Annotated in this window: 19 protein-coding genes and 1 tRNA gene; 10 read left to right on the top strand and 10 right to left on the bottom strand. The window is 41.5% G+C overall.

Going from position 1 to position 17,402, the window contains the following annotated elements:
- Positions 1-6: 6 nt before the first annotated feature.
- Positions 7-1,941, top strand: a complete 1,935-nt coding sequence (locus AC6H04_RS00255) for an acyltransferase family protein (protein ID WP_497569782.1) — start codon at positions 7-9, stop codon at positions 1,939-1,941.
- A gap of 66 nt (positions 1,942-2,007) precedes the next feature.
- Here AC6H04_RS00255 and AC6H04_RS00250 read toward each other — a convergent pair whose 3' ends face one another.
- Positions 2,008-2,736, bottom strand: a complete 729-nt coding sequence (locus AC6H04_RS00250; protein WP_497569781.1) for a hypothetical protein — start codon at positions 2,734-2,736, stop codon at positions 2,008-2,010.
- A gap of 15 nt (positions 2,737-2,751) precedes the next feature.
- A complete protein-coding gene (locus tag AC6H04_RS00245) occupies positions 2,752-3,018 on the bottom strand; it encodes a hypothetical protein (RefSeq protein WP_497569780.1) in 267 nt (88 codons plus the stop codon).
- A 232-nt stretch (positions 3,019-3,250) separates the two neighbouring features.
- Between AC6H04_RS00245 and rnz the strand changes: the two genes are divergently transcribed.
- The 5 genes from rnz (at position 3,251) to AC6H04_RS00220 (ending at position 7,581) form a co-directional block, all read left to right on the top strand.
- Entirely contained in the window at positions 3,251-4,189 is a 939-nt protein-coding gene (gene rnz / locus AC6H04_RS00240; protein ID WP_497569779.1) for a ribonuclease Z, read from the top strand.
- An 11-nt stretch (positions 4,190-4,200) separates the two neighbouring features.
- Entirely contained in the window at positions 4,201-4,554 is a 354-nt protein-coding gene (locus AC6H04_RS00235) for a lipopolysaccharide assembly protein LapA domain-containing protein (protein ID WP_497569778.1), read from the top strand.
- Complete coding sequence (gene recJ, locus AC6H04_RS00230; protein ID WP_497569777.1) at positions 4,547-6,877, top strand: single-stranded-DNA-specific exonuclease RecJ; 2,331 nt, start codon at positions 4,547-4,549, stop codon at positions 6,875-6,877. Before AC6H04_RS00235 ends, recJ begins: the two co-directional genes overlap by 8 nt.
- Before the next feature lie 17 nt (positions 6,878-6,894).
- On the top strand, positions 6,895-7,413 hold the full coding sequence (locus AC6H04_RS00225) for an adenine phosphoribosyltransferase (protein WP_497569776.1): 519 nt from the start codon (positions 6,895-6,897) through the stop codon (positions 7,411-7,413).
- 80 nt (positions 7,414-7,493) lie between these two features.
- Positions 7,494-7,581: transfer RNA gene (locus AC6H04_RS00220), tRNA-Ser, on the top strand.
- Positions 7,582-7,818: 237 nt separating this feature from the next.
- Here AC6H04_RS00220 and AC6H04_RS00215 read toward each other — a convergent pair.
- Together AC6H04_RS00215 and AC6H04_RS00210 are read right to left on the bottom strand one after the other, a co-directional pair.
- Positions 7,819-8,097 carry a tyrosine-type recombinase/integrase gene (locus AC6H04_RS00215; RefSeq protein WP_497569811.1) on the bottom strand — a complete coding sequence of 93 codons (279 nt, stop codon included), beginning with the start codon at positions 8,095-8,097 and terminating at the stop codon, positions 7,819-7,821.
- A 376-nt stretch (positions 8,098-8,473) separates the two neighbouring features.
- The gene (locus AC6H04_RS00210; protein WP_497569775.1) at positions 8,474-8,869 is read right to left on the bottom strand and encodes a hypothetical protein; all 396 of its coding nucleotides are present in this window, start codon (positions 8,867-8,869) and stop codon (positions 8,474-8,476) included.
- A 345-nt stretch (positions 8,870-9,214) separates the two neighbouring features.
- On the opposite strand from AC6H04_RS00210, the gene AC6H04_RS00205 reads away from it, so the two are divergent.
- Positions 9,215-9,355, top strand: coding sequence for a hypothetical protein (locus tag AC6H04_RS00205; protein WP_497569774.1), 141 nt, complete (start codon positions 9,215-9,217; stop codon positions 9,353-9,355).
- 588 nt (positions 9,356-9,943) lie between these two features.
- On the opposite strand, the gene AC6H04_RS00200 is transcribed toward AC6H04_RS00205, so the two are convergent.
- From AC6H04_RS00200 to AC6H04_RS00190, 3 genes are all read right to left on the bottom strand, one after another.
- The gene (locus AC6H04_RS00200) at positions 9,944-10,351 is read right to left on the bottom strand and encodes a type II toxin-antitoxin system death-on-curing family toxin (protein ID WP_497569773.1); all 408 of its coding nucleotides are present in this window, start codon (positions 10,349-10,351) and stop codon (positions 9,944-9,946) included.
- Positions 10,348-10,473: a hypothetical protein gene (locus tag AC6H04_RS00195; protein ID WP_497569772.1), complete on the bottom strand. Its 126-nt coding sequence runs from the start codon at positions 10,471-10,473 to the stop codon at positions 10,348-10,350. The genes AC6H04_RS00200 and AC6H04_RS00195 overlap by 4 nt, the downstream gene beginning before the upstream one ends.
- 620 nt (positions 10,474-11,093) lie before the next feature.
- The gene (locus tag AC6H04_RS00190; RefSeq protein ID WP_497569771.1) at positions 11,094-11,828 is read right to left on the bottom strand and encodes an SDR family oxidoreductase; all 735 of its coding nucleotides are present in this window, start codon (positions 11,826-11,828) and stop codon (positions 11,094-11,096) included.
- A 180-nt stretch (positions 11,829-12,008) separates the two neighbouring features.
- On the opposite strand from AC6H04_RS00190, the gene AC6H04_RS00185 reads away from it, so the two are divergent.
- Positions 12,009-13,046: a zinc-binding dehydrogenase gene (locus tag AC6H04_RS00185; protein ID WP_497569770.1), complete on the top strand. Its 1,038-nt coding sequence runs from the start codon at positions 12,009-12,011 to the stop codon at positions 13,044-13,046.
- Positions 13,047-13,133: 87 nt separating this feature from the next.
- Here the strand turns inward: AC6H04_RS00185 and AC6H04_RS00180 are convergent, their stop codons facing one another.
- The gene (locus AC6H04_RS00180; protein WP_497569769.1) at positions 13,134-14,078 is read right to left on the bottom strand and encodes an aldo/keto reductase; all 945 of its coding nucleotides are present in this window, start codon (positions 14,076-14,078) and stop codon (positions 13,134-13,136) included.
- Positions 14,079-14,309: 231 nt separating this feature from the next.
- Between AC6H04_RS00180 and AC6H04_RS00175 the strand changes: the two genes are divergently transcribed.
- Complete coding sequence (locus AC6H04_RS00175; RefSeq protein ID WP_497569768.1) at positions 14,310-15,506, top strand: MFS transporter; 1,197 nt, start codon at positions 14,310-14,312, stop codon at positions 15,504-15,506.
- A 54-nt stretch (positions 15,507-15,560) separates the two neighbouring features.
- Here AC6H04_RS00175 and AC6H04_RS00170 read toward each other — a convergent pair whose 3' ends face one another.
- Entirely contained in the window at positions 15,561-16,112 is a 552-nt protein-coding gene (locus AC6H04_RS00170; protein ID WP_497569767.1) for a GNAT family N-acetyltransferase, read from the bottom strand.
- A gap of 312 nt (positions 16,113-16,424) precedes the next feature.
- Between AC6H04_RS00170 and AC6H04_RS00165 the strand changes: the two genes are divergently transcribed.
- Positions 16,425-16,859, top strand: coding sequence for a universal stress protein (locus tag AC6H04_RS00165; RefSeq protein WP_497569766.1), 435 nt, complete (start codon positions 16,425-16,427; stop codon positions 16,857-16,859).
- A 250-nt stretch (positions 16,860-17,109) separates the two neighbouring features.
- On the opposite strand, the gene AC6H04_RS00160 is transcribed toward AC6H04_RS00165, so the two are convergent.
- A complete protein-coding gene (locus AC6H04_RS00160; protein ID WP_098825003.1) occupies positions 17,110-17,271 on the bottom strand; it encodes a 50S ribosomal protein L4 in 162 nt (53 codons plus the stop codon).
- Between the last annotated feature and the right edge of the window lie 131 nt (positions 17,272-17,402).

The raw sequence follows: 17,402 nt of genomic DNA, 5'->3' as shown, positions 1-17,402 counted from the left end.
GAATCGATGCAACACGCAGGGAGTAAGCGGCTTAAACATAGTCGCTATATTTCTGGGTTCGACGGGATCCGGACTATTGCGGTGATTGGTGTTATTGTGTATCACCTATTACCTTATAGCTTGCAGGGGGGCTATCTAGGGGTTCCAATATTTTTTGTAGTTTCCGGTTATTTGATTACTGATTTATTACTGCAAGAATATGAACAAAACGGACAAATCGATGTAATCAGTTTTTATGTCCGACGAATGAAACGACTTTATCCAGCATTGGTAACAATGGTTTTAACAACCGCAGCGTATATTACTCTGTTTCAGCGTTCGCTGTTCGTTAGCCTGAAGGCCATTATCAGTACTAATTTGCTTTACGTGTATAATTGGTGGGAAATTGGCCACGGGCAGTCGTACTTTGACCGTTTTAACGGAGAGTCACCGTTTACCCACCTTTGGTCCCTTTCGATTGAAGGACAGTTTTATGCTTTTTGGCCCCTAATTCTAGTGCTATTACTCTTTGTGTTTAAAGAGCGAAAGCCAATTTTTTATTCCGTTTTAGGACTATCAGTTTTGTCAGCCATCTGGATGGGGTATCTGTATACGGGTACGGCCATGACGAACCGGGTCTATTATGGGACTGATACCCGGATGTTTGCGATTCTGCTCGGTGTTGCGTTGGCCTTCGTTTGGCCTGCAACGAAGTTAAAGAGTGAGTTGGATAATCGCGCCAAGCGGTTGCTAAACGGTGCGGGGCTAGTCAGTCTAGCAATCCTTCTGATCATGTTTTTTACGATGTCAGGGCAATCAAGTTTAACGTATCATGGCGGGATGTTTTTCTTTACGCTTTTGTCAACTATCTTGGTGGCCACTGTGGCTCATCCGGCTAGTTTTATGAATCAGTTATTTACTAACCGAATCTTTGACTGGGTTGGGGCACGAAGTTATGGGATTTATTTATATCAATTTCCAATCATGATTTTTTATGAAGCTAAAGTGACCAATATTGCAGCTTATCCGGTATTCAATGCTTTGATGGAAACAATATTGATCCTGATTGTTAGTGATTTATCCTATCGCTATTTAGAACGACCATTACGTCACTATGACTACGGTCAATTGCCAGAACTAGTCAAACAGTTTTTCAGGAGCCCCAAGGACTTTGGCTGGCACCGTTATGCGGTTATCCCAGCCATCTTGATTATGGGTATCGCACTGTTCGGTGCTGCAACAAGTCCAACGCATTCTGAGGCCAATAATTCTGCACTTCAGACTAATATCAAGCATAATCAAAAACAGGCGGCTTCTTCTAATAAAGCCGCTTTGAAAAAACAGCGAGAAGCTGCAAAGAAGGCGGCAGCTGAAAAGAAGCGTGAAGAAGCGTGGAAGAAAGTTAAGTTGTCAGCTCATCAGCAAGAATTGGTTAAAACCTATGGTCTGACTAAGCGTCAATATGTGCAAGCTAAGGATCTTTCAGTGACTGCAATTGGTGATTCCGTCATGGTGGACGTTTCTAAAGATGTTCGACAGGTGATTCCTAACACCTATGTTTCAGCGGGTGTGGGTCGTCAAATTTGGCAGGCACCAAAGCAAATTGAATCACTTAAGACTCAGGGAGCCTTGGCTAATACCGTGGTCGTTAATTTAGGCACTAACAGTCCGATGACTGATGGTCAAATTGATAAAGTCATTCATATGATTGGTCCTAATCGACGTATCTTTTGGGTAAATACTCACGTTCCTACACGTAATTGGGAAACGTCAGTTAATACAACCATCGCTAATGCTGCTAAGCGCTATCCTAACGTTAAGCTCGTGGATTGGCATGGGTTGAGTAAAGGTCACAAAGATTGGTTCTACACGGATAACGTGCATCCCAATCCGGCGGGGAACCGCAATTACACCCGATTGCTGGTTCAGCAATTAACCGAGCCAGATTCATCTCAAAAATAATAACAAAACACCGTGTGCAGACGTTTTCACGTGAGCATACGGTGTTTTAGTTGTTAAGATAGATGGCTATAGTTTGACACTCATGGCAGCTGGTGCTTTTGATATCAGCTGACCAGAATCGTTAAAGCTACCTGAAAAATGAACACTAAACTGAGTGATTTTAAAGTTGGTTGGGCCAACCAGAATCATTGCGAAAAAAGTCCGTTTATGGTTTGAATTAATGGTTTGTCCGGCACTTGGATCACTGATGCCATTAGCGGAAATGGTGCGCGAGCCATTTAGACTGACCTTTTGAATGCCATCAATTTTAACTGCATGGTCGGTATCATTGGTCACCGTAAACTTAATTTGCAAAGTTTGATAAGGATTAGGCACATTGCCGATGTTGAATGCTTGCTGAGCCATTTGTAGCGCTTGTTTGGTTTTAGCTTGGTTAGTAAACCGCTTGGCATTGTTGATCTGATAGCTAAGTCCCTGGCTGGTTGAACGTTGATCCAGGTGTTTATTTTGAGATAAGGTTAATTTGGTACCGACTTTGTCATAGGCAAACTGACCGGGAAGAGTGAGCAGGCCAGATTTTTGATAATGTTGGTTGTTCTTTTCTGAGTTTGATACGTGATATGGTTTCATATTGGCTTGATCAGAGGCAGCCTTTTCCGGTTTTTTAACTTGCTGACTGGATGAATTTTCTGAGTTTGAATGTGTTTGCTGATTTGATTTTGCTTGATTGCCACAGCCAGTAAGTACTAGGCCGGCAGTTAAGATGATAGTTAACATTAGACGTTTAGTTGGCATAATAAAGATCCCCCATTATTTGAATAAAAGCCATTGTTTTGACTGGCGAAAACCATAAAGGCGTTTGCCGCTAGAGTCGAAGATAGTTAAGTGCTGATCGAAATGGGCTGCATGCCGCCGAAAAGTTTCCACCGTTAAAGGTGTTTGAGTGGCTGCGTGTAACAGCAGACGATCTTCCGAAACAGACATCCCAGAAATCGGCGTTATAGGAGTCGTATCAAAAGCCAGTTTTAGTTTTGGGTCTAATTGATGTACCAGTGTGATAAGTTCTCCAAGACGCAAATTGAACACTTCCTTCAACATTAATTATACATTATCTGAGAGCAGAATATTTGGGTTGTGATTCTTTAGTTTCAGTGGGATCAAGTATGACGCAAGCAAATAATTTCAACTAAAATCACACACTCGTACGTCGAATCTGATACAATTGTAGGGTTAGGATTCCAACTTAATAAGGATTACATGACACCAGCTGAGATGTTCGGTGCGAGATAGATAGAAAAGGACGACAGATATGCAAATTGAATTTTTAGGTACCGGTGCTGGGTCTCCAGGTAAGTTTAGAAACGTTAGTAGTCTGGCATTACGGTTACTAGAAGAACGCAATTCCATCTGGCTGTTTGATGCCGGTGAAGGCACTCAGCAACAGATTTTGAGAACCACGATCAAACCACGAAAAATCGACAAAATATTTATTACTCATCTGCATGGTGACCATATTTTTGGGTTACCAGGTTTACTCAGTAGCCGTTCATTTCAGGGCGGTAATGATAAGTTAACGATATATGGCCCTAAAGGTATTCGAAATTTTGTCCTGACTAGTTTGAAGGTTTCTGAAACCAAGTTGTCTTACTTCATTGAGTTTGTGGAATTATCCCATGGTGGCGAAATTTTCCAAGATGATAAATTTACGGTGTACGCTGAACATCTGGACCATAAAATTGAAACGTTTGGTTATCGGGTTGTTGAACGTGATCATCCCGGTGAACTCATGGTTGACAAGCTTCGGGAAGATCAAGTGCCATCTGGTCCAATTTATGGTCAGCTTAAAGCGGGTAAGACGGTTACCTTACCCGATGGTAGAGTGATTAATGGTCAAGATTACATTGGTCATGCCCAAAAAGGGCGAATAGTCGCCATTTTAGGGGATACGCGTAAGACTGATAACAGTTATAAGCTAGCTGAAAATGCGGATGTTTTAGTCCATGAGAGTACGTTTGCTAAAGACGAAGCCGCAATGGCACACAGTTATTATCATTCAACTAACGTGCAGGCAGCTAATATTGCTAAGAAAACACACGTTGGCAAACTATTGTTAAATCATATTTCTGCACGTTACAACGGTAAACTGGCTCACGACTTAGAAAAACAGGCACAAGCAGTTTTTAAGAATACAAAGGTTGTAAAGGATTTTGATCTAATTGATATCCCATTTGATAAAGAACGGGAGTAGGGGGCATTTCAATGAAACGTCAAGGAAAAGTGATCATTGCAATCTTAATTGTGATCCTCATTGCCATTTTTTCAGTAATGAATACGGAAGCAATCCCAATTCATTTTGGCTTTGCGACCGTTTCATGGCCATTGGTGCTGGTGTTGTTAGTTGCCGTTTTTCTAGGCGCCATTTTAATGTTTCTCTTTGCAACGATTTCAAACTATCAGAATAAAAAAACTATCAAGCAACAAGAGAGCCGCATTCAGGCTTTAAAAACCCGTTTAAACGAAACCCCGAATACTAGTCCAACGAAGGGGACGGATTCGGCTAATACTGGTGGTGTTCGAACTCAACCGGAAGTAAAGGATGATGATCATGATTGAACCACATTATGATTGGCAAATAAAAAACGTTGATCATCCAAGTGATGAGGCGTCTCGTTTAGCAGATTCGTTATCCATTGAGCCAATGGTGGCACAGATTCTGCTGAACCGCGGCTATGATAACAAAGAAAGAGCAACGCAATTCCTTCAGCCCGATTTGTCACAGTTGCATGATCCTATGATGATGCACGATATGCAAAAGGGTATTGATCGTATTCAAGACGCAGTAGCGAATGACGAACATATTACGATCTATGGTGATTATGATGCAGACGGTGTGACGAGTACTTCAATTTTGTATGAAACCTTGGATCAAGTTGGGGCTAACGTTGATTATTTTATTCCCAATCGGTTTGTCGATGGTTATGGCCCTAATGTGGCGGCTTTTGAACGGCTGATTGAAGGCGGGACGCAACTGATTGTCACCGTGGATAACGGGGTAGCGGGTAACGATGCTATCGCTCGGGCTAATGAATTAGGTTGCGATGTGGTGGTCACTGATCATCATGAACTACCTAGCAAATTACCGGATGCTTACGCTATTATTCACCCTCGCCATCCTGAAGGCCAATACCCATTTGGCGGCTTATCAGGAGCTGGAGTGGCTTTTAAAGTTGCTACTGCTCTGTTAGATGAGGTTCCCCAAGAAATGCTTGATTTGGCTGCTATTGGGACGGTTGCTGATTTGGTACCGTTAGTGGATGAAAATCGGGTGCTCGTAACTGCTGGTCTTCAGTTACTTTCACAAACTGATCGATTAGGATTAGTTGCGTTGATCAAAGCAGCGGGGATTGATCCTAGTCAGATTGATGAACAGTCCATTGGCTTTGGCATTGCGCCACGTCTAAATGCCCTTGGACGTTTGGATGACGCTGCCCCTGCCGTTGAATTACTGACGACATTGGATGAAGACCGAGCTGAAAAATTAGCAGATTTAACGGAAAAACAAAATAAGTATCGGCAAAAATTAGTTGCTGATATTAGTGAAGTTGCCTTGGCTCAAACGCAGGACGCTGCGCATCGTGATCATCCAACTATGCTCATTACGGGTAAGGGATGGCATGAAGGTGTGTTGGGGATTGTAGCCAGTAAAGTGGTTGAAGCTACTGGAAAGCCAACGGTTGTACTTGATGTAAATACAGAAAATGGTACGGCTAAGGGTTCAGGACGTAGTGTTGCCGGCTTTAACTTGTTTGATGCTTTTGACGGTCAACGTGACCTTTTGATTAATTTTGGTGGACATGCTGCCGCCGTGGGAATGACGGCAAAGGCAGATTCATTAAGTCAATTGCAAGCAGGCTTTGATCAAGCAGCGGTTGACCAGCATTTAGACGACCAACCCAAAACACCGTTGGCAGTGGCATCTGAGATGCAAGTAAGCGACGTATCTGAGGATTTATATCAGCAGTTACGTCAGTTAGCACCTTTTGGAACGGATAATCCGGTGCCGATGTTTGTGTTTAAGCCCAGTACTGTTCAAAACGTCAAGGCGATTGGTGCTGAGGGCAAACATTTAAAGTTTCAGTTAAATGATCAAAATCATCAATTAAGTGCGATTGATTTTGGTGCAGGTGAATTAGCACCTGTGCTTCAAAGTGCACCAGATCAAGTACAAGTAGTGGGTCAAATTGATACTAATGTTTGGCAAGGAAGAACGACCATGCAAGTCATGGTTAAGGACATTTCAGTTGAAGGTTTGGTTATCAGTGATTTGCGGACACAAAAATTACGTTCGGAAATGTTTCAGGATACTAATGCAACCTATGTGTTCTTTAATCAGCGACTTTATGAGAAACTGCAGTCACAGATACCGGCTACTGCTAATTCTTGGTTATTAACGGATGCTAAACGGTTGGGTGAAATACAGACGCCAACGATGTATTTAGTGGATTGTCCGGCCCAAATTAGCGATTTACAGACGGCATTGAAGGCTATCAAGGCTGATCAAATTGTCATTTATTTTTATTTAAAAGAAAGTCATTACCTTTTGGGGATGCCAGATCGCGCACAATATGCTAAACTGTTTAGGTTCGTTCAAACGCATCATGATGTAGATGTTGCACATCGACTAAATGAGCTGGCAAAGTATTTACAAATCGTGCCAACTCAGTTAGTCTTGATGTTGCAGATTTTTCGTGAGTTGGGTTTTGTGACAATTGCCAATGGTCAGTTGAATGAAGTGAAGCAGCCCGCTCATCGTCAGATTACTGACGCACCAAGTTACCAAAAACGACAGCAGCAGATTGAAACTGAAAAACAACTATTGTATAGCGATACGGCTGACGTCAAAACTTTGTTGACCTCGCTAATTGCACAAGATTAAAGGAGTTGCTATTTAAAATGACGATGGATTTAAAGAAGTATATTGCTACGGTGCCCAACTATCCTGAGCCCGGTGTCATGTTCCGTGATATTTCACCTCTGATGTCGGATGGCGAAGCATACCGCTATGCTACCGACCAGTTAGTTGACTATGCTCGCAGCAAGAACGTTGACATGGTTGTTGGTCCTGAAGCACGGGGCTTTATTGTGGGATGTCCAGTTGCCTATGAATTAGGGATTGGTTTTGCGCCGGCCCGTAAGGAAGGCAAGTTGCCCCGAGAGACTGTGAAGGCAACATACGATCTTGAATACGGCAAGTCTGCCCTCTATTTACACAAGGATGCCATCAAACCGGGACAGCGAGTTCTGGTTACCGATGACTTATTGGCAACTGGTGGTACCATAAGCGCAACCATTGACCTCGTTGAAGACTTAGGCGGTATCGTGGTGGGAACTGCTTTTATTATCGAACTAAAGGATCTTCATGGCCGTGATAAGATTAAAGGTTACGATATCTTTAGCTTAATGGAATATTAAAAATCGCGTTATCACGCTAAATAATGACATCCTGTGGTTGAAAGTTTCCACAGGTTTGTTATAATTGTTTAGTGTGTTATGGAGAGTTGGCAGAGTGGTAATGCACCGGACTCGAAATCCGGCGAACCGGCTTATACCGGCGCGCAGGTTCAAATCCTGTACTCTCCTATAGTTAACAACTTTATTCATTTCCGAACCTCGTCAATCACTGAATTGACGGGGTTTTTCTTTTTTTTAAAATGAATATAAACGATTAAAAATGATACTTTGGTGCGCATTTGGTGCGCAAATCGTAAAAATAACCTGAATTTGTTCGTTTTGTTACTCTGAAATGCGCACCATTTTGTGCGCCAATAGCTTCAAATCACTTGGTATCAAAGGGATGCAGCGTGGTGCACATGCGCACTAGTTGAGTTCTTCCATCACCTTTCGAGTCGAATTTTGCTCAGCCTCCTGATCTTCTTTAATCAAGTGGGCGTAGACGTTACGGGTAATAGATGTATTCGAGTGCCCTAAGCGCTTAGAAATATATTCCATCTTCACGCCTTTATAAAGTAGATAACTAGCGTGAGTATGACGTAATCCGTGGAAACTGATTCGTTTAATACCTAATTCTCGGTGGTATTTTTTAAGTAATAGATCACAGGCACCAGGAGATGAATTTGTCCACGATTGTTCATAAATACGAACTGATCAGGGTTGTCCAAATGATGTTTCATTTGCGGGGTATGCAGACGCCGTAAGTGGTTAAGTTGGGCAGGACTACCGTAATCGAACGGTTACTAGTGGCAGTTTTAGCTGGTTAAAAACCTGTATATAATGATAATGGTTTGCTTATCCCAATTAATATCAAGCCATGTGAGTACTGAAACTTCTCCCACACGCATACTAGTCATTAGACTAGTAAATCATTGGAGGTAACCGGATATTTTTATTAACTGTGCATAGTAAATGTGTCAAATTTTCGGTTAATATCAGACCAACACAAGCCGTCAATTTCGTCTGGCCGCATTCTGATTATTGTTTTCGAACAAAAGAGCACTCCGAAGAGTGCTCTGAACTAATAACGGTACATATATTCATTCATGCCAAATAACTTAATATGGATTTTTTTGGAGCTGTAACGACGTACTTTAATGACTTGATACGAGTAATTGCCACTTTTTTCTTTGATGTAATAATATTTGCCAACCTTTTTGTAAACCATATTTTTTAGATTAGCACCATATTGATAACCGATGACTTTTAATTTTGATTTTGTACCAATAATAGTTTCTCGACGATTTGGACCAGCTTGCTCTGATTTTGGTTGGAGTTTAGTGTGATATTTTTTTCCTACTAACCAGCTTGGATTTCCTTTATGCCAACTGGCAGCTTGCACTGTGGTGGCTGACTTTCCAGCACCGCCAGCTAATCCTAAACCAACGGCTAGTGTAACTATAAAAGATTTTTTCATGTGTTTTTCCTCCCCCTGACAAATCTTATATTACTCTAATTGATTTATTAGTTAAAGAGGTGCTTTAACTTTAAAATGGAGGTAAATATGATGCCAGAACAAGCGTAAGTACATGTCCATTGGATCACCCAAAACGGTAAAGTTGAAGTTTATCTTATTACGTCTGGCGGGATGCTGCATCTTAAATTGGTCGGATGGTGACTTAAAGAAGAAAGATTTCTTCAACTGCTAGAGTTGCTTATCTTGATAATGAGAGCGGTTATCGAGATAAGAGAAAGCTGGTGTTAAACAAGAATACCAAGTACAATTTAGTTGAAAATGGTGGTAAGATTGAGGTGATTATTGATGACTAAAAAGAAAAGTTTGAAAGAGCGATTAATTGAGTCCGGTTACAGCATGAAACGCCAGTCACTCAAAAAGCGGTGGCAAAAAGACGGCAAAGCATTTGATCAAATTAAACAACAGAAGAATAAACCTAAGAATTAGCTAGTAAAGATATTTTTGCTGGCTATTTGTTTTGCCCCAAGCATGGCGTAAAACTGCTTTTTGTTTTGCACTTGATTCGTGGTCACCCCACGTAAAATATTGTGAGAGAGGATATTGCTATGAAACGAGCCCAATTAAAAGAAATAAGTTTAACAGATGAACAAATCGATACGATCATGGGGTGGAACGGTGCTGATATTGAATTATCTTAGTCTAGCGTTGGTGATGCAATCAAATAGGAAACGAATCACTGAAAAATCAAATGAGTAATCGTGATAAAAACCTGAAAAGCTTGCAGAAACAGCTTAAAGACAATGAAGAATATGGCTAAGTAACTCAATACCTTGCAAATTAAGGACGATGCTCAATCCCATATTTTTTCACTCTGTTAAGTGATTTGGAGGGGGTTATTTTTTAGACGCCAAGTTAGTATATTTTAAAAAATTTTTTTAGCAAGGTTTATTAAATATACAAGTTACAAAAAAATCTGCAGTCCCTAGCATTACATTGTTCCAATACCAGAAATTACAGATCCGTCTTTGAAAAATTCTTTTAAGTTAAACTATAAAATCCAATTCAAGCTACACGCTATGATTCCAAACTTTTACTATAAGTTTTTAAAATCGGTGTGACTTGAATCATTCGATCCTTATTATCGCGCGCAAACATCTCATCCCACATGAAGTCTTTGGCGTCGCTACCAGAAAGCTCGAATTTAATGTGATTGAGCCTTAAAAAGATCACGGTACTGAGGTAGGCCGTTCGTTTATTGCCATCCTCGAAGATGTGGTTTTTAGTAATCTTTTGTACAAGGCACGCCGCTTTAAGCCAAATTGTTGAGTAGGCTTCATGACCATACGCTATTTTTTGAGGCTCGTTGATGACTGTTTTGAGACTATCTGGATCCACGACTGCTGCAGGTCCTTCATCAGCTTGTTGAATAATATATTGGTTAATGGCGATGAGTTCATCTTCAGTTAAATATCTGACTGTCATAGCTTTTTTAACAAGTCCATTGCGTCCTTGTTCTCCTCGTATGTTTGTTCAAGCAGTTCTTTAAATTCTTTGCTAATATTTGGTGTATCTTGTTTAACATTTTTTGAGTTGTTTTCTGCCATTTAAACCTCTCCTTTATTAGCTGAAATTGGATATCGAATGTTAGCTTGATCAGCACAATTATCAGCATTGATTTCACCATTTACCAAAAAAACAACAACGCAGTCATAGTCACAAAGTAAGCGTATTCATTGTTGTTAAGTTAACTTCCATACTATAACTAATTACAACATTTTTCAATATGTAGCTACTAGACGTATTAAAGATAAATCTCAGTAAAAGCTTGCGAGTATCGTGAATGTTGGATTTATAATATATTTTATATTGCATATAAACCAAATGAACACTTTAAAATAGAATATGATAATCACAATCTTAGCAATAATTTATAGAAAATAACGGTTATATTTAAGAATTAATTTGTGCTTAAAATCACAATTAGGACAATAACAACACTTTATTTTAGGGCAGTGTTACCACTTTTTAAATAAATTTACAAAAAAGTATTGTGTTTAACGATATTTTTTAGTAAACTCAGCATTGTACTTTCTTTCGAAATACAATTCTCAACTACAACTACAGATGTCGGACCACTACACCCGGCATCACAAAAAGAGCGATAAGCAACTCTACCATAACGGAGGGCTTATCGCTCTTTATTTATTTGTCGGTGTTTATCCTATTAGATGAACTGTGAGGATGGTCGCATTAAAACTTCATTGATTGCGACATCTGCTGGTTGGTCAATGGCGTAGGCCACGGCGTTAGCAACATCTGCAGCACTTAAGCCGTTTTCTTTTTCCTGTTTTTCGGTTTCAGCACGTTGCTTAGGGTCACTGATGGTGCTGAACAGTTCCGTATTCACGGCACCAGGTGAAATCATGGTTGTTTTAATGTGGTTTGCGATTTGTTCTTGGCGGAGACCATCCATGATTGCCTGAATCGCGTATTTAGTACCAGCGTATACAGCAGTTCCAGGGTGGACAACGTGGCCAGCAACGGAATCAGTGGTGATAATTTGACCACTTTGCTGACGAATCATCGTGGGGAGTACGGCAGCAATCCCATACAAAACGCCCTTAATATTGACGTCGATCATTCGGTCCCACTCGTCAACTTTCAATTCTGCCATTTTAGAAATTGGCATTAGTCCTGCGTTATTATAGAGCACATCGACGCGGTGAAAATGATCAGTCGCTACCTTAACTAAGCTGGCAACACTCTCACGGTCAGTAACATCGGTTTGCTGATACAGTACAGTGTTTGCTGGAAATTCATCCGCGATGGTTTTCAAACGTTCAACACGTCGGGCACCGATGACGACTTTAGCGCCAGCCTGAGCTAATTTTTCTGCTGTAGCACGGCCGATACCACTGGAAGCACCGGTGATGACAACGACTTTATCTTTAATTGTCAAAATACCAACTCCTTATTGTTTGATGAGTTTATTCTAGCATTATTTGAGGTAAAAGTTTTTGTTAACGTGTTGTTTCTGAAGTCTTGCCTTCGACTGGGCTCTAACTGATATAATAAAATTGAATTGTTTATGAGCTGATACATTTAGTTCAATCTGTATTTTGAAAGGGGATCTATTATCATGAAAACAGCAGTTTTTGAAAAAGCGGGTAAGGTTGGCATCGAAAACGTGGCTAAACCAACCATCCAAGCAAATGATGATGCGATTATAAAAGTAATTAGAACATGTGTCTGTGGTTCCGATTTATGGGCATACCGAGGACTGGAGGAAAAGGCTGAACATTCTGACAATTCAGGCCATGAAGCCATCGGTATCGTGGATTCAGTCGGCAGCGAAATTACCACGGTTAAGCCAGGGGACTTTGTTATTGCCCCGTTTACTCACGGATGCGGACACTGTGCAGCTTGCTTGGCAGGCTTTGACGGTGATTGTCAGAGCCATAGTGACAACTTCAGTAATGGGGTTCAATCCGAATACGTTCGGTTCCAGCATGCTGACTGGGCCTTGATCAAAGTTCCTGGTCAACCAGCTGATTACAGTGATGAGATGCTAAATTCACTGTTAAGCCTTGCGGATGTCATGGCAACCGGTTATCATGCAGCACGGGTAGCTAACGTTAAAACGGGCGATACGGTCGTTGTTGTCGGTGATGGTGCGGTTGGTCTATGTGGTGTGATTGCTGCTAAATTGCGCGGTGCTAAGCGGATTATTGCTATGAGCCGGCATGAAGATCGTCAAAAATTAGCCACCGAATTTGGTGCAACTGATATTATCGCTGAACGGGGCGATGAAGCCGTTGAAAAAGTCATGGCACTGACGAATAACGCTGGTGCAGACGCCGTTCTGGAATGTGTTGGTACGGAGCAGTCAAATGATACGGCTATGAAAGCAGGCCGGCCAGGTGCCATTGTTGGCCGTGTAGGCTTACCACATGAGCCTAAGATGGATATGTCTAGTTCTTTCTATAGAAACACCATTATTGCTGGTGGTCCAGCTTCAGTAACCACATATGACAAGCAGATTTTGTTGAAGGCGGTTTTGGATGGTGATATTCATCCAGGTAAAGTCTTTACGAAATCGTTCAAGTTGGATGATATTGATGAGGCTTATCAAGCAATGACAAAGCGTGAAGCAATCAAGTCATTGGTCATTGTTTAATCCAAACTAAGTTAAGATAAGAATATTAAAGGGTCGGCAGACATCTCAGTAGAGGTGCTTGCCGACCCTTATTTAGACGGTATGAGGTTACTCATTCATACTGTGTTCCCAGCTACCCTGGGTGTCCACGTGTGCTTGATCCGCCAAAGTTTCCAACGTTTTCATTTCATCGGTGGTCAAGTTAAGTGAAATTGCGCGCTTAGTATCAGCGATATAGTGTTGCTTAGTCACACCAATAATTGGGGTTGTCCCTTTTTGAATAACCCAGGCCGTTGCAATATCAGCCACTGCAACCTGATATTTACCCGCTAATTCAATCAGTTTTGCGAGTAATTCAGTTAGTTTTGGCAACATTGGGTTGTAGGTCCTTGCCCGGTTACTGTCACCTTCGAACGGATGCGCAGCGTCGTGTTTACCGGTGAGAACGCCTTGTTCCAACACCATGTAAGGGAAAAAGGTGATGCCGTTTTGGTGGCAGTAGTCCAAGATACCGCTATCTTCAGACTGACGGTGAAGTAGGCTGTAATGGTTTTGGACAGCGTCAAGTTCTACACCGCCATCGTTCAGAATTTCTCTTGCCCGTTTGATTTGCTTAAGGTTATGATTAGATACCCCAACGTGCTTGATGAGCCCCTCTTTAACTAAGGGAATGATCATTGGCGTCCACTTTTCCACACCCTCTGCGTTATGAATCCAGTAGAGGTCAGTGTAATCCGTGTGGAGTCGTTTTAAGCTGGCAGTCAGCATATCACGCACCGGATTATCGCCTGTTCCCGCAAATCTCGGTGTGAACTTTGTGGACAGGAAGTAGTCATCACGATTATAGGCTTTCAAACTGTCACCTAATATTGTTTCTGAAGAACCTTGACCATACGCTGCGGCTGTATCCCAAAGATTTAAACCGCTTGCCATGGCTGAATCAACTACGGCTTGTAAATCAGCTGGAGTTAGGTGATTACCAAAAACTTGATCACCGCCGTTTACGCCTGATCCCCAAGACCAGGTCCCTATTGCAACTTTCGCATCGAACATAATAATCCCTCTTTTTAACAAGATTTTAATCCAACACTAATTATGATAAAAATAGTGGGCGAATGCAAACGACTTGTTTCCTTAATTTAGTTTAGTAAATTATTTGTTTGAGGTGCCATTCATGTCATTGTTCGGTAATTGAGCTATACTGCCACTGATTAATTGGACAAAAACGAGTGTTGACGGGTTAGGGGAGCAGTCATGGCACATTTGATGACTGGAGGATTGAGGATGACTAAAAGCCGATTGAGAATGCTAGTTTTTATTTTGGTGACTTTTCTGCTGGGGTGTAACGAGTTTATGGTAGTAGGGATTCTCTCTGAAATTGCCCGTCAGCTGAACGTTTCATTGACTCAAGTGGGAGATCTCGTGACTGTATTTGCCGTTGTGTATGCAATCTGTACACCCATAATCACGATTTTTACCAGTAAGTATAATCGTTATCAAACACTATTGGTATTAATGGGCCTTTTTTTAGTGGGTAATACCATGAGCGCTATTGCTCCCAATTATGAGTGGCTGTTACTTTCACGAATCATTGCTGCCAGTGTAGCCGGCGCAATTATTTCACTGTTAATGACGTTCACGGCCGTCATTGCACCTAAAGGTAACCGAGCCAGTTTAGTTGCGTGGGTCTTTGCCGGTTACAGTATTGCTTCGGTTTTTGGCGTTCCCATTGGTACAATGATTAGTATTCAATACGGTTGGCGTGATTCTTTTATGTTGGTATCATTACTAACGATTGTGGCGTATGGTTTACTGATATGGTTGCTACCCAAACACGTTGCGCAAGTGGTTGGCACGTTTTGGAATCAAATGAAGTTGCTGCAAGATCACCGAATCCAGATGGGTATTTTGTTGGCATTATTCACTGCAGCCACTATGTATGGCTATTATACGTACATTCGACCATTACTCACCAACGGTTTGGGGTTCAATAGGAATCATTTAAACTTGCTGTTGTTTGCAATTGGCTTAATGAGTATTGCTTCAAATCGCTGGTCCGGTCACTTGGCGAAGCATGGCGGACTGAATCAATTGCCGAAGTACTACGTGGCGGATTTGGTGATCTTACTGTTGCTGCCAGAGGTGTTTCATCATGAAGTATGGGGGTTTGTCGCGCTGTTGATTTTGACCATGATCGTGACATTGCTGAGTGCGCCATTACAGGTCTATTTATTAGAGATTGCGGAAACTGATTATCCCCAAGCATTATTGTTGGCTTCGTCACTGAGTTCCATTTTCTTTAACTACGGTATTTCGCTGGGGTCAGCAACGGCCTCCGTTATGGTTGACGTGATGGGGTTAAAGGAGATTAGTTTTGGCTCGGCCATATACGCTATGATTTCGTTGATCCTGATTGTGAGCCTCAATCGGTTGATCAAAAGGCAGTCTTTAGGAGTTAAGCGGATATCTAAAAAGGACTAATGTTGACCAATCAAAAACGCAGGCAACCGTGATATTGGGTTGACCTGCGTTTCTTTAACTTGCTTGGTGCTTTGTAGCGTTATCTTCGTGAGGCAACATCTCGTAAACAAAGCTGAGATCAGTTGGGTGATAAACACCGTAGATTTCGCCAACTTTTGTGAAGCCCATCTTGTCAATCAAGTGTTGCATTGGCTTGTTGTCAGCGTGGGTATCAATACGGATACTTGTAATTTCTGGATGATCCGAAATTACGTGATTAATAACGGCTTCGAATAAGCGAGTGGCATAGCCGTGGCCGGCGTGTTGTGAATGAATCGCTACCCGGTGAAGAACGATGTAATCGTTCGAGTCATTTAGCCAAGTTCCCTTCATAGTGTCATACGAGGGATCTGGAGCAGTGACGATGGCAATCGCGCCCACCGTTTCACTGTCATCTGATTGTGCCAGGTAAGCAAAACCGTTGTTAATATCATAGGTGATTTGATCACGAGAAGGATAATCACCTTGCCATTGGTCAACACCACTTTCTGCTAATTGGTTACTTCCATCTTTTAAAATAGCAATGAGCGTATCAAGATCTGCTAACGTTGCTTTCTTTAATTTCATTAAATTCAACTCCTTACTTAAAATCACTTTTACAAGATTACGCTAAGTGACAACTAATTACCAGCAAAAGATTTCAATTAAGCTAATTTTTTAAAAAGTCATCACGGAAATGGCTACAGACTACGCTCAAAATCAAGTTATTCGTCATCATACAAACACATATCGGTTTTACTGAAAAGATAAAATACCGATACCATTCCATTCTTAAACGGGCATATAAATTGATTTCGTTCGACTTCTCATTCATACTAAAAGTAGTTGATAGTCGGGTTGCCACGCGGACTTAAACGGGTTCGCAGAAGGAGTGATGAGATGTTTTCACACATTCTAGTACCACTCGATGGTAGTGATAATTCTAAGTCAGCATTGAAAGCGGCCATCAAAATCAGTCGTTATTTTGGTTCTTCAATTACCTTATTAGCGGTGATTGATCAGACACGAATGACATTAGCAGCTGGTAACGTGCCAATGGATATTCAAGGTGAGTTGAGACGGCACGCTACTGCGGTAATGGACGAAGGCAAAAAGATGGCTCAAGAGGCGGGGATTGATGCTAAAACAATCATTAAAAACGGCTCGCCGAAGACCGTGATTGTGGAAACTGCCAACCAAGAGGATTTTGACTTGGTGGTAATTGGCAAGTCAGGTGTCGATGCCATTAACCGTTTATTGATCGGCTCGACAACAGCTTACGTTGTTCGGCGTGCCAACGTACAGGTATTAGTTGTGAACGCGGAAGATGAATAAACGAATTCACCATAAAAGGACTGTGCCATCAGTCTAAATTGGTAAGTATTCAATTAATTGTTAGCCGGAACTCAGATTTCGGCCACTTAAATAATGCCTATTCCACAAAAACTGTGGAATAGGCATTATTCACGTTAAAATCTGGAAACTACCGAGCTTTGTTACAGCTTTTTGACTGCACCTACGACTGGTTTAAGGGCCAGCACTGATTTTCCAAGGTAGTTTTGTATCATGAACTTCTCCTTAATGATTACTTAACGATAAAATTTGACTTAAATAAGTAACCACAAGAAGGACAATGATTCATTCCGTAATAAATGGTCATTTCACGATGGCATTGTGGGCAGTTACCAGGCATGCCACGACGAATTTTTTTGAAGGTGGTTGTCTTCTTTTCAGGTTTATCGGTCATTCGTGTCACACTCCCTTACCAGTTTAGTATAGCATTATCGTCGTCAAATAACTTTGATGGTGCTGTGGGATTGGCCCCCCAAAATAGGGACTGTGCCATAAGTCTATATCGGTAAGTATTTCAATTAATTT

The sequence above is a fragment of the Secundilactobacillus sp. MJ173 genome (assembly GCF_059704265.1).
Note: the sequence above shows the minus strand (reverse complement) of the source record. Positions and strands in the feature narration are given on the sequence as shown.

Bases quoted from the DNA above. Each gene is read 5' to 3' on its own strand.
- AC6H04_RS00200 (WP_497569773.1), bottom strand. From the start codon at position 10,351: ATGACAGTCAGATATTTAACTGAAGATGAACTCATCGCCATTAACCAA.
- AC6H04_RS00210 (WP_497569775.1), bottom strand. From the start codon at position 8,869: ATGAAAAAATCTTTTATAGTTACACTAGCCGTTGGTTTAGGATTAGCT.
- AC6H04_RS00160 (WP_098825003.1), bottom strand. From the start codon at position 17,271: ATGACCGATAAACCTGAAAAGAAGACAACCACCTTCAAAAAAATTCGT.
- AC6H04_RS00195 (WP_497569772.1), bottom strand. From the start codon at position 10,473: ATGGCAGAAAACAACTCAAAAAATGTTAAACAAGATACACCAAATATT.
- recJ (WP_497569777.1), top strand. From the start codon at position 4,547: ATGATTGAACCACATTATGATTGGCAAATAAAAAACGTTGATCATCCA.
- AC6H04_RS00180 (WP_497569769.1), bottom strand. From the start codon at position 14,078: ATGTTCGATGCGAAAGTTGCAATAGGGACCTGGTCTTGGGGATCAGGC.
- AC6H04_RS00205 (WP_497569774.1), top strand. From the start codon at position 9,215: ATGACTAAAAAGAAAAGTTTGAAAGAGCGATTAATTGAGTCCGGTTAC.
- AC6H04_RS00235 (WP_497569778.1), top strand. From the start codon at position 4,201: ATGAAACGTCAAGGAAAAGTGATCATTGCAATCTTAATTGTGATCCTC.
- rnz (WP_497569779.1), top strand. From the start codon at position 3,251: ATGCAAATTGAATTTTTAGGTACCGGTGCTGGGTCTCCAGGTAAGTTT.
- AC6H04_RS00175 (WP_497569768.1), top strand. From the start codon at position 14,310: ATGACTAAAAGCCGATTGAGAATGCTAGTTTTTATTTTGGTGACTTTT.
- AC6H04_RS00255 (WP_497569782.1), top strand. From the start codon at position 7: ATGCAACACGCAGGGAGTAAGCGGCTTAAACATAGTCGCTATATTTCT.
- AC6H04_RS00250 (WP_497569781.1), bottom strand. From the start codon at position 2,736: ATGCCAACTAAACGTCTAATGTTAACTATCATCTTAACTGCCGGCCTA.
- AC6H04_RS00225 (WP_497569776.1), top strand. From the start codon at position 6,895: ATGACGATGGATTTAAAGAAGTATATTGCTACGGTGCCCAACTATCCT.
- AC6H04_RS00185 (WP_497569770.1), top strand. From the start codon at position 12,009: ATGAAAACAGCAGTTTTTGAAAAAGCGGGTAAGGTTGGCATCGAAAAC.
- AC6H04_RS00165 (WP_497569766.1), top strand. From the start codon at position 16,425: ATGTTTTCACACATTCTAGTACCACTCGATGGTAGTGATAATTCTAAG.
- AC6H04_RS00170 (WP_497569767.1), bottom strand. From the start codon at position 16,112: ATGAAATTAAAGAAAGCAACGTTAGCAGATCTTGATACGCTCATTGCT.